At 66.0% G+C, this 10,845-nt stretch carries 9 protein-coding genes; all 9 read right to left on the reverse strand.

The window, feature by feature from the left end; all coding sequences use genetic code 11:
• Positions 1-121: 121 nt before the first annotated feature.
• Complete coding sequence (locus tag SX243_11280; protein ID MDY7093540.1) at positions 122-475, reverse strand: hypothetical protein; 354 nt, start codon at positions 473-475, stop codon at positions 122-124.
• Positions 476-488: 13 nt separating this feature from the next.
• Positions 489-2,615 (reverse strand): tetratricopeptide repeat protein, encoded by a 2,127-nt coding sequence (locus SX243_11285; protein ID MDY7093541.1) that lies wholly within the window; start codon positions 2,613-2,615, stop codon positions 489-491.
• Positions 2,616-2,835: 220 nt separating this feature from the next.
• Entirely contained in the window at positions 2,836-3,825 is a 990-nt protein-coding gene (locus SX243_11290) for an Ig-like domain-containing protein (protein ID MDY7093542.1), read from the reverse strand.
• A gap of 91 nt (positions 3,826-3,916) precedes the next feature.
• Positions 3,917-5,863, reverse strand: coding sequence for an IPT/TIG domain-containing protein (locus tag SX243_11295; protein MDY7093543.1), 1,947 nt, complete (start codon positions 5,861-5,863; stop codon positions 3,917-3,919).
• A gap of 15 nt (positions 5,864-5,878) precedes the next feature.
• Positions 5,879-6,433 (reverse strand): hypothetical protein, encoded by a 555-nt coding sequence (locus tag SX243_11300; protein MDY7093544.1) that lies wholly within the window; start codon positions 6,431-6,433, stop codon positions 5,879-5,881.
• 17 nt (positions 6,434-6,450) lie between these two features.
• Positions 6,451-9,369 (reverse strand): type IV pilus secretin PilQ, encoded by a 2,919-nt coding sequence (gene pilQ / locus SX243_11305; GenBank protein MDY7093545.1) that lies wholly within the window; start codon positions 9,367-9,369, stop codon positions 6,451-6,453.
• Between the two features lie 35 nt (positions 9,370-9,404).
• Positions 9,405-10,025, reverse strand: a complete 621-nt coding sequence (locus SX243_11310; GenBank protein MDY7093546.1) for a hypothetical protein — start codon at positions 10,023-10,025, stop codon at positions 9,405-9,407.
• Positions 10,022-10,627: a type 4a pilus biogenesis protein PilO gene (gene pilO, locus SX243_11315; GenBank protein MDY7093547.1), complete on the reverse strand. Its 606-nt coding sequence runs from the start codon at positions 10,625-10,627 to the stop codon at positions 10,022-10,024. Before pilO ends, SX243_11310 begins: the two co-directional genes overlap by 4 nt.
• Before the next feature lie 15 nt (positions 10,628-10,642).
• Positions 10,643-10,845: PilN domain-containing protein (locus SX243_11320; protein MDY7093548.1), on the reverse strand; the 203-nt coding region annotated here is incomplete at its 5' end.

The raw sequence follows: 10,845 nt of genomic DNA on the forward strand, positions 1-10,845 counted from the left end.
GACCGCTTCGGGCTCCCGGCAGCTCTCGGCGGCCGGCCCCGCTGGTTCCAGCGCGGGCCGCGTCCCAGGGACGGTCGGGCCACCGTTTCGATTCCGCTCCTTCGGCTCGGCTCAGCGGGGCTCAGAGATCCCCTTCCAGGAGCAGCCGTGCGCGGAGCAGCTCGAAACGAGCTCTCCCATAATTTCCCTCGCCGTCGAGGACGAGGAGTAGATAGTAGTCGGGGGTGACGGCACTGATCAGCAGGGTCAGGCGGTCCGTCACCACCGAGAATTGTTCCACATCTCCCACCGCCAGCTCCCGATTGTCCTCGGAGATGGCCTGGACCTGGATCAGCAGCTCCGCCGCCAGCACCTCCAGATCGATGCTGGGATCGGAGCTCACCGACTCCACCGGAATCCCGTCGCTGCCCACCAGGGACAGGGCCAGAGATCCGGGGATCCGACTGCTGATGGCGTTGAGGCGTTCCAGGTACATGGTGATTCAGTTCTCAGGCGCCGGCTCGTAGGCGCTGCAGGTAGTTCTTGAGCAGGACCACCTTGCGCGCCGTCAGGCCGGCGACGGCCTCCGCGTCAGTGCCCTGCAGGAGGTCCTCGGCCCTCAGACCTTCGGAATCGGCGGCTGCCATGGTGGCGGGTGCCGTGTCTTCGCCCTCGTCGGCCGCCGCGGGCTCCTCCGCCGGCATCTCCTCGGCGGGGGCCGCCTCAACAGGGGCCTCCTCGGGCTCGGCGGCCAGCGGTTCGGGCTCTTCGACGAGGGGAGTCTCCGCGGTCGAGGCCTCCGGGGGCTCCACGGCCGCGGACTCCTCGCCCTCTGGTTCCTCAGGCAGAGACTCCGCAGCGAGGCCCTCCTCAGGTATCGGCTCCTCGGCGATGGGCTCCTCGGCGATGGGCTCCTGGTCGACCGCAGCCTCCAAGGGCTCGGCAACCTCTGCCGCTCGGCTCTTGGCCAAGGTCTCGAGACCGGCGAGGGCGATGGGATGGGCCGGCTCGCGCTCGAGCACCCGCCGGAAGATCTTCTCCGCCTCCTCGGTATGCCCCTGCTGGAGGTAGAGCTGACCGAGGGTGGCGCTGACGGGTTCCTCTTGCTGCCCCCCTGCCTCCTCATCCTCGGCAGTGGTCTCGGCCCGCAATGCCGCTGCCGCCTCTTCTTGGAGCTCCCGAGCCGCTGCCTCTGCTTCGGCGGCCAAATCCGGCAGCTCGGCGGGCACCTCACCGGGCACCTCACCGGGCGGCTCCTCTGGCAAGTCGTCTGCGGCGGGCTGACGTTCGAGGACCGGCTCCTCCGGAAGAGTCTCTTCGCTCGTCGGCTGGGGAGAAGCGCTGGCAGCGAGCTCCTCCACCGACGGGATCTCGGCTTCTACGGCATCCGTCTCCGCCTCTGCAGGAGAAGCCTCCGGACCTTCGGCACCGAGAGCAGGAACCACCGACTCCTCGGCGACGACTTCGCTGTCGGGCTGGAGATCGGGGAAGGGAGCTGGCTCCTCGGTAGCTGCGGCCGCGGGAGCGGGCGGCGGCGACAGGTCGAAGATGGTGTCGCCTGCCGGCGACGCTTCCACCGGCGCCGAGCTGAGCTGGAAGAGGTCGTCTTCGCCGCCGGGCTTGGCCGTCTCGGCCGCTTCCGGGGCCGCGGGTTCCTCCGCCACTGGGGCGGGAGGCACCAGGTCGGCGAAGGGCTCGTCAGCCTGGGGCTCGGAGGCTCCGAAGGACGCCGGTGGAGAGGTGGCGGACTCGGGGGTTTCGGCGGGGGCTTCCGCTGTCTGGGCCTCCGGGGGAGCTGGAGAGGGCTCCTCGGCCTCCCCCGACTCTGCTGGCGCCGACTCTATTACCTCCGGCGCCGAGGGCTGGAAGTCGAAGAGACCTTCCTCGCTCAGCTGCTGGGCGTGACGGTTGGCGTCCCCGCCGCCGGAGAGATCGAAGAGGGTGTCGTCGGGATCCGGCTCGGGCCGAGACTGGGCGGTGGCCGGACTCTCCGAGAGCCCCGGGAAGAGGGGCTCCGATTCCTCCGAAGATGGGCTCGTCGACGGTGCTTCGTCCTCCACCACTCCCTCCCTCGCCGCAACCAGCGGCTCACCGGTCGTTCCATCCTCGGCAGTCGTGCCCCCATCCGTCAGATCCTCTGGCTGCTCGGGGTCTTCGAGCTGCGGCTCCTCAGAAGGCTCATCTGCAGGGATCGCTGGCGGATCCGGCACCGCGGCGGTGCCGCTCTTGGTCTCTTCCAGCCGCTGCTCCAGGGCCTCGATCTCCGGATCCTCGCCGGTGAGCTGGCGATAGAGATCGAGCCGCCGGCGAGCATCCTCCCGCCGCCCCTGCTGCAGATAACCCTCCACCAGGAGCTTGTTGGCCACCAGCTGGGTGGCGTCCTGGGAGAGCACCTCCTCCAGCACTTCCACCGCAGCGTCGGTCTCTCCGGCTTCGAGGCGGCAGCGGCCCAGAGCCACCTGGGCGGAGACATAGCCGGGCGCTCTCTCCAGCCCCGTCTCCAACACCCCTACCGCCTCTTCCAGGCGGCCCAGCCGGCGGTACTCCTCCGCCAGCTGCACGAAGACCCGCCGGGAGCCGGGGTCAGCTTGCCAGCGGGCTTGGAGCTCGTTCAGGCGATCTTGGGAATCGGGCATCCGGTCACACTCGGTCTCTTCGCGGCCAGGCCATCCGCCTCAGAAGTTGGGGCAATGGCCTGACTGCCCTTGGTTTCTTCATACCGGGTCACGGTGCACGCACCAGGACTGACCCGCGGGCTGAAGGGGCGTTCTAGAGGGCCGAAGTATAGCAGCGACCCGGGGGCCGCTGCATCTCACTCGCCAGGGATCCGCCGGCACCCCTGAGCCCTCTCCGCCTCTAGCCGTCGGTGACCGTCAGCGTGACTCTGGCGATCAGGACGTCACCTCCGGCGCCAGCGACCACTGCCCGCGCTTCCACGCTGGTCACCGCTCCACCCTGGGCGCCGATCGTCCACGTGGACTCGACCTGTCCAGAGGCATTGGTGGTGCCGAGATCCGGATTGAACGACGTGCCGGTGGTTCCCTCGAAGGTGACCTCGGCCCCTTGAAGCAGAGCACCGTCCTCGTCTCGAACCGTCGCTCGCAGACGAACATCAGCACCGCTTCTGGGCACCGTCGTCTCGCCGTTGACGGTCTGGAGGGTAATCCGGCCGGCGCCACCGCGGGAGATGGTCACGGTGGTGGTAGCAGCGGGGCTCGACCCAGCAAAGGCGGTAATAGTGGCGCTGCCGGCCTCGTCGCCGGAGCTCAGAGTGGCCGTCGCGATGCCGTCCGAATCGGTGCTCGCCTGGGATTGAATCGAGCCCAGGGACGCGAAGAAGCGAACTACCTGCCCGGCCGCCGTGGGGGAACCGTCCGCTCGGCGCACGATAGCGCTGATGCGGGAGGTCTCTCCGAAGTCGATTTCACTGGGGTCGGCGGTGAGGGTCAGCTGCAGTTGGGTCTCTGCGCTCTCGCCCACTAGAACGGAGGTCTCCGCCGAAGTGTCCCCGGAGCCCGTGGTGGCGGTGACGGTGGCGGTACCGGCCCGGTTGTCGGCGGTGAGCACCGCCCGGGCGACTCCGTCCCCATCGGTCTCGACAATGCCGATGATCGAGCCCAGGCTCGTGCTGAAGCGGATCTCGGTGCCCTCGAAGAGAGGGTTGCCGTCCGGCCGGCGGCCGATGACCGTGATCTCCGAGGCGCCGTTCAAGGGGATGCTCGACGGGCTGGCGGAGATGGTGAGGACCGTGCCGGTGGGGGCGACGGGGGTTCCCTCGCTGCACGCCAGCAGGCCGGCGAAGAGAGCGAGGAGGGCGAATAGACCGATGGGCAGGAAGTTTCTCATTTCGAAAGGAGTATACGGATCGAGGCGACCACCCGTCTAGCAGATGATCGCCTCGATTTGGTTGAGCCCGGAGCCCCGGGCTGGATTCAGCTTACGGGATGGTCACCTGGTTGATCACCGTATCCGAGCCGCCGGCTCCCGTGGCCACCAGGCGGGTGGCGTAGGTGCCGGGACCGGCGAAGGTGAACTGCGGATCGCTCACGCCGCTGTCGATGGTCCCATCGTTGGTGAAGTCCCACTGATAGGTGTCGGCGCCGGTGCTGGAGTTCTGGAACTGCACCGTATTGCCGCTGACCACGAAGAAGCTGAACGCCGCGGTGGGCGCATCCGGCGGATCGGTCATCCCCACATCCCCGCGGCACGTGGTGTCCGTGGGCAGGTAGGTGAAGGAGTTGGGGAACTCGTCCTCACAGGTGGTGATCAGGTTGATGATCGTCACGCCGACCTGGGTCGGAATGTCCCGCACACCGTCTGTGCCGTCCGCGTTGTCGTCACAGGACTCCGTCTCGAAGTCGTTGAACGGCGGCGCGATGACGGTGACCTGGCTTCCGGAAGCCGACGTCACCGAACCCGCCTGGTCTCCGAAGAGCACCCGAACCGGGGTCTCGAAGCCGTTGCCACTGATCGTGACGGAGTCACCCTCCCGAGCACTGCTGGGGTTGATGTTGAAGATCGTCGGCGGGAAGACCCGATAGATCCAGCCGTCGAAGCTCGCGCCATCTCCGGTCTCGACATTTACCAGCTCGACATCACCGGCCACATCGGCACAGGTGTCGATGGCGATGCCGTTGGAGCGGACCACCACTTCCGTACCGGTGACCGAGATGATCGAGGCGCCGACACCGGCTAGCTCGACGGCTACCGGTTCCTCGAAGCCGGAGCCGAAGAGGGTCGCGATGGTACCGCCCTGATAGGGACCTTCGGTCGGTCCGACGGCACTGATGAAGATCTGGCTCTGGCCGTAGCGGAAGGCCGAGTTGGCCACCGTGGCGAAGCCGGACGTGACGTTGCGCACCAGCACGTTGACGAAGCTGTTGCGGTTGTCCTGACCGACTCCGAGAGCCGAGGGCGTGATGACCGTGACCTCGTTGCGGGTCACTGACTCCACCGTGGCCTCGACACCGGTGAAGCCACCGACGCCGCCGGAACCGAAGATCACCTGCACCGGAGCCTCAAAGCCATCACCCAGGATGCGGACCCGGGTGCCGCCCTCGTTGGGCCCCTGAGTCGGGGAGAGGGAGGTCACGGAAGGCTGCAGGATGGAACCACCGAGGGCGTAGAGGAAGCCGCCGGTGATGGTCGCAGCGGTTTGCTCCGGAGTGCCCACACGATTGGTCACCCGCACGTCAGCGCTCACCGTGCTGCCGGTGGGTACCGAGACGCCGGAAGCCGGAGTGACGATGCGAATCGCTTCGGGACCGACGGAGAGCACGTCAGCGCTGGCGGTGAGGTTGCCGCCGGGGCCGGCGACGATGAACTCGACGCGCACCGGGGACTGGAAGCCCTGGCCGCGAATGGTCACCGTCTCTCCACCGGTGGGCGAGCCGGTGCTCGGCTCCAAGAAGCCGGCGCCAAAGTCGATGGTGCCGACGAACTGCACCTGCACCGAGCCCAGGCTGTCCTCGATACGCGCCTGAACCAACGCATTACCGGTCGTAGCCCCGGCGAAGAGGCGGACCACGGCGTTGCCGTTGAACAGCTGCAACACGGCACTCTGCTCGCCGCTGCCGATGCTGCCGAGATCACCGAGGTTGGTGGTCACCACCACCGTCGAGCCGTTGGGCGGCGGTGCTCCGGAATCTACCCGGCGAACCGCGACGGTGATGTCCACGCCCTGGTCCGATCCGACCTCTACCTGGTCGCGGGAAGCGGAAATGCTGACGCTGAACTCACCACTGCCACCACCGCCAGGAGGCGGTGCGGGGGTCTGGTCCGGTCGAGTCGGCGAGTCGCTGGAGCATGCGGCCAGGACTCCCATCAGGGAAGCCAGGACCACGGCCAGCAGGGCCGAAGGGCGATTGCGCTTGAAGAGTCTCATCGTGGGTCTCCCCCCTCAGGGCACGAACTCGACCGTGAAGCTCACCGGCGCGGTAGCAACGTTGTCACCGGCGATGGTTCGGCCGAAGAAAGTAAGGGTGAGGTTGAGGGTAATCACCTGCGCTCCGGTCTCCCGATCAAAGGCGCCGTTTTCGAAGAAAAGGTCGTCGAGAGGCGGGTTTTCGAACTGGTCGATGCCCATCAACGGCAGATTGGTGTAACTGACCGTACCGGAAACCGGTGCATTGCCGAGAATGTTGCGAACCAACGTGGGCGGCACCCGCGTGCCGGCGTCGGCACGCTCGTACCTCACCTCGTAGGTGTCCATCTCCACATTCTGCAGGTTGCTGGTCGGCGACCCGGGATTCTTGGGAGAGTTGGTGATGGTGAGGTTGCCCAGGACATAGCTGCTGCCACTGGAATTCACGCTCACCCGGGTCGCCAGTCCATCGAAGTCCGAGACCGAGAGGATCACCGAACCGTCGGTGTCCTCGACCCGGTCGCTGCTACAGGCGCTGATCACCAGCAGGCCGGCGATGGCAAGCATCAGGAAGGTGCTTCTAGCTCTCATCGTCATGATTCCCTACTCTAAAGTTGAATGACCCGGGGTGTGATGAAAATCAGCAGCTCTTCGTTGTCGATGTTGCGCCGCCGGTTCTTGAACAGGTGCCCCAGAATTGGCACGTTCGCCAAGCCCGGCACCCGGTCCTGGCCTCGGTTGTTCGAGACCTCGTAGATGCCGCCGATGACGGTGGTGCCACCGTCGCGGACGATCACCCGGGTGCGGGCCTGCTTGGTCGAGATCGGAGCATTGGCGGCACCGGCGATGGCGAAGGCCAGCTGCGGCTCGCGCTTGGCCAGGTTGATGTCCATCATCACGGTACCTTCCGCGGTGACCTGCGGTGTCACATCGAGTTGCAGGGTCGCGTTGACGAATTGCACCGACACGGTGTTGTTCGCCACCGTCTGAATCGGAATCTGCAGACCACTCTGAATCGTGGCCCGCTGATTGTTCAGGGTCGTGATCTTGGGCGCCGACAGGATGCTCACCAGACCTTCGTTCTCCGCCGCCTGCAGGCTCAGGTCGAGGGTGAAGGTGTCGAGCACGTTGCCCAGACTGATGTCCAGGAAGCCGTTGTTGCCGCCGGTGAGCAGCTGCACTCCACCACCGGCGGAAGCCCGGTGGGGAAAGTTGAGACCGGTGGTGTTGCCGAATTGATCGTCAGCCACCGCATCAAAGCCCCAGTTGATACCCAGGGAGCGGGAGAAGCTCTTGGTGGTCTCCACCACCCGGGCCTCGATGAGCACCTGCGGCTCCGCCGTATCGAGATTGTCGATGATGGCGAGCACGGTGCTCATATTCGACGGCAGCTCTTTGATGATCAGCTTGTTGGTCCGGCGATCGACGGTAATCGAGCCGCGGCTGCTCAAGATCGCGCGGCTGCCACCGGCGCGGCCACCGCCGCCACCGCTGGCCAGCAGGCTGGCGATCTGCGACGCGTCAGCGTAGCTGATGGCCCGGATCACTGTCTGCAGCGGAATCTCCGAGGCCCGGGCCGCAGCCAGGCGGCGGCGGGCGTCGGCCTCGTCCTGCAGCTTGGAGGTGCTGGCGATGCGCATGATGTTGCCTTCCAGCACGTAGTCCAGGCCGTTGATCTTGAGAATCAGATCCAGCGCCTGATCCCAGGGCACGTCCCGCAGCTCGACGGTCACCGAACCCCGAACCTCCGGGTGCACCACCACGTTGAGATCGGTGATGCCGGAGAAGGAGCGCAACACATCTTTGATGTCGGCGTCCTTCAAGCTCATGGTGATCGGCCGGCCGCTATAAACACGGCCGCCGCTGCCCACCACCTGGGGTGAGACGTCGGTGGTGGCGGGATCGATCTCCTGCACCGGCTGCTGGAAGTCCACTTCCGCCGCCTCGAACAGGCCGACGTCGCTGGTCACATCCTCCGGCTGAGCCTCGACACCCGCCACGCGCAGACCGGCGGCGTTCTCCGAGGGTACCTCCGGGAGCTCCGGCAGCGGCGGCGCCGGAGCTTCGGCAGTCACGGTATCGCTGGCGAAGGGCTCGTCGTCGAACTGCTGGGCCGGTTGTTCTTCGGCCATGGTCCCGGCGTCGCTGGTGTCCTCCATGGGGGTGACCTCCGCCACCGCAACTTCTTCGGCAGCTTCCGTCAGCTCCCCTTCTTCGGTGAAGGGCTCGGCGGGAACGGCCTCGGCCTCGGCACCGGTCTCCTCGGCTAGCGGCTCGTCGAACGGCTCGACTTCATAGGGCTCGGTCTCGGCGACCTGCACGTCGGACTCGACAGAATCTGCTTCGTCAGCCGGCTCGGTGACCACCACCGCCACGGACGAGTCGTCGGCGGCCCCGGTCATGGGCTCGGCGGCGGGCTCGGTCTCGGCGACCATGGGCTCGTCCCGCATCGAGTCGGCCGCGGGTTCCACCGCCGGCTGATCCATGGAGACTTCCGCCTGGGCTCCCATGCCGAAGCTCACCAGAAGGCCGTTGTCGGCAGCGCGTACCACCGGATCTCCGCCGTTGGAGAGGTCGAAGACAACGCGGGAGACCGGGCTCGGGAAAGGCTGGAACTGAGCCACCCGCACCCGCTGCACGGTGTTGCTGTCCACCGCCAGGGTCGAACGATTGCTGGTATTGACCACGCCCTGTAGATCGAGGACGAAGCGGGAAGGGTTCTCCAGCTGGAAGCTCTCGTAGCTGAAGGAACCGTCGCCGACCACCTTGATGGTAGTGCCGCCGAGGGTGGTCACAACCTCCACCCCCTGCAAGACGGTAGCGGGGGAGCCGTTGGCGGCCACCGCCTGAACCTGCAGCTCGTCATCGGCGGAGCCGGTGGCCGGCTCGGCGCCCTGGGGAGACTCATCGCCACCCATGGCGACCTCTCGCAGCTCCGGCTCGTCGCCTTCCGCCATCATCTCGTCGCCGGCGGGCTCCGTGGTGGCAGACCCAGTACTGGCCGGGAGGGGCTCATAAGAAGCGACCTGAGAGCCTTCATCCTCACCGGCGATGGGCCCGTCGGAGACCGGCGTCAGCCGCAGCCGCAGGGAGTTGCCCTCCGCCACCAGCGAATGCTCCACATCCCGGCGGGTAGCGACGGTCAGCCGCGTGATGGGCTGCCAGGCCCCCTCCTCCACCGAGACGTCGACCATGGACACCAGTCCGGAATCGCTCTCGAAGGAAGCCACCGCGGCCTCCGGCGTGCTGTTGGGCAACTCGACAACCAAGCGACCCTCGGCGTCCCAGTAGCTGGTCCAGACCAGAGGATCGCTGGCCATCACCTCCAGGTCGGCGTAGCTTGAGTCTTCACTCAACTCCACGGCCTCGATGCGCAGCGACGCAGCTTCCGCAGCGGCTCCTTGCTGTGCGAGAGCGAATCCGGGGAGAAGAAAGCCCACGGCCAGGACGAGCACGGCCATCAGCGATAGCCGGCGCCCTAGGTCACCGTCGGTCAGGCTTCTTCTGGACTTCAGCAGATATCCCATGGGGACAGCCTCCAGTTCACGGCTACAACTCGACATCAGTTCGTGTCGAGGCGCTTGACGACCTCTCGAAACGGCTTGATCGCCGACGGGTCGTTGATGATTTGCTTGAAGACCACCTCGGTCGACGTGATGCTCACCACGTCACCGTCGTATAGCTGGTCTCCCTCCTCGAGCAGGTAGCTCTTGTCTTTCGGCCCACCCCGGACCATGGCGAAGATCCCTTCCGGAGTGTTGATCACGCCGGCCAGGGAGAGCTCCTCGATCAGCAAGCCGGGCTTGCCTTCCGGCCGCGGTCCCTTGGGCAGCTCGACCCGATTGCGGGCTCGGAGCGACCGAAAAGGATCGCGGCGATCACCGGCGTCGTAGGTATACCCACCACCGGCGAAAATGTCCTCATCCGCTTCCAGGATTTCCTCGATCTCGTCGATGCCCTCGACGGGGCCTCCGCCCAAGGGATCGTCCTCTCCCAATTCCTCGTCTTCCAGCTCGCCATCCTCGGCGGTGGCGGCTTCCGAGTCCGGATCCTGGGCCAGGAGGGCATCCCCGAGGGGCGCTCCCATCGCCAGCAGGGCGAGCAGAACCCACCCGAGAAGGCTGCCACGGTGGCTTGCGAGCCAGCTGCGCATGCGGACGTGTACGCCAGGATTACTCATCATCTCCTCCGCTTCTTCTTGTTGGAGTCATCCGGCTCGGGAGGCGGAGGCTCTTTGTAAACGAAGGTCTTGGCGGTGAAGCGGGCGTTGATGGTGTGAGTCCCTTGGTTGCGCCGGGCACTGATCCGCAGGTTTTCCACGTTGATGATGCGGGAAAGGCGACTGAGGCGATCGAAGAATTGCGCCAGCTCATGATAGCCGCCATCGAGATTGATCTTGATCGGCCATTCTTTGTAGAACTCGCGATCCGTCTCGCGCTCGGCGGGATCGAAGACCTTCAGACTGAAGCCTTCCTGTTCGGTGAGAGCCCGCACCCGGCGGATCAGCTCCTGGGTGTTGCGGCGGGAAGGCAGAATGCGCAGGAGCTTCTCGAGCTCGCGCTCGAGGATCAGCACCTGATCCCGCAGCTGCGGCAGGCGGGCCTTGGCGGCCTGTCCCTTCGCGATCTTCTGCTGCAGGTCGGCGATGCGGTTCTCCTCCGCCGTGATGTCCTCGCGCACGCCTTCCGAGAGCTTGAAATGGTACAAGCCGAAGATGGCGAGGCCCACGACCAAGCCGATGGCTAGGCCGTAATACCAAGGTTTGCCTTCTAAACCGGTTTCCATGGCGGAACTAACTCCCTATCCGCTGGACTGGCTTTCGGCGCCGGCCGCGTTCTCATTAGGCTTCAGCTTGTATCCCACTCGAATATCAAAGCTGTAGTAGCCGCCTCGGGACTCGCGCATGTGATTCAGCGAGGGCTCTTGGAACTCCTCGACCCGATCCAAGTTCTCGATGAAGTTGGCCACCGCGTTCTCGTTGGTGGCGGACCCCACGAGACGGA

The sequence above is a fragment of the Acidobacteriota bacterium genome (genome assembly GCA_034211275.1).
Classification (GTDB): domain Bacteria; phylum Acidobacteriota; class Thermoanaerobaculia; order Multivoradales; family JAHZIX01; genus JAGQSE01.

Excerpts from the sequence above, each read along its gene's own strand:
- SX243_11280 (MDY7093540.1), bottom strand. The coding sequence starts at position 475 with ATGTACCTGGAACGCCTCAACGCCATCAGCAGTCGGATCCCCGGATCT.
- SX243_11285 (MDY7093541.1), bottom strand. The coding sequence starts at position 2,615 with ATGCCCGATTCCCAAGATCGCCTGAACGAGCTCCAAGCCCGCTGGCAA.
- SX243_11290 (MDY7093542.1), bottom strand. The coding sequence starts at position 3,825 with ATGAGAAACTTCCTGCCCATCGGTCTATTCGCCCTCCTCGCTCTCTTC.
- SX243_11295 (MDY7093543.1), bottom strand. The coding sequence starts at position 5,863 with ATGAGACTCTTCAAGCGCAATCGCCCTTCGGCCCTGCTGGCCGTGGTC.
- SX243_11300 (MDY7093544.1), bottom strand. The coding sequence starts at position 6,433 with ATGAGAGCTAGAAGCACCTTCCTGATGCTTGCCATCGCCGGCCTGCTG.
- pilQ (MDY7093545.1), bottom strand. The coding sequence starts at position 9,369 with ATGGGATATCTGCTGAAGTCCAGAAGAAGCCTGACCGACGGTGACCTA.
- SX243_11310 (MDY7093546.1), bottom strand. The coding sequence starts at position 10,025 with ATGATGAGTAATCCTGGCGTACACGTCCGCATGCGCAGCTGGCTCGCA.
- pilO (MDY7093547.1), bottom strand. The coding sequence starts at position 10,627 with ATGGAAACCGGTTTAGAAGGCAAACCTTGGTATTACGGCCTAGCCATC.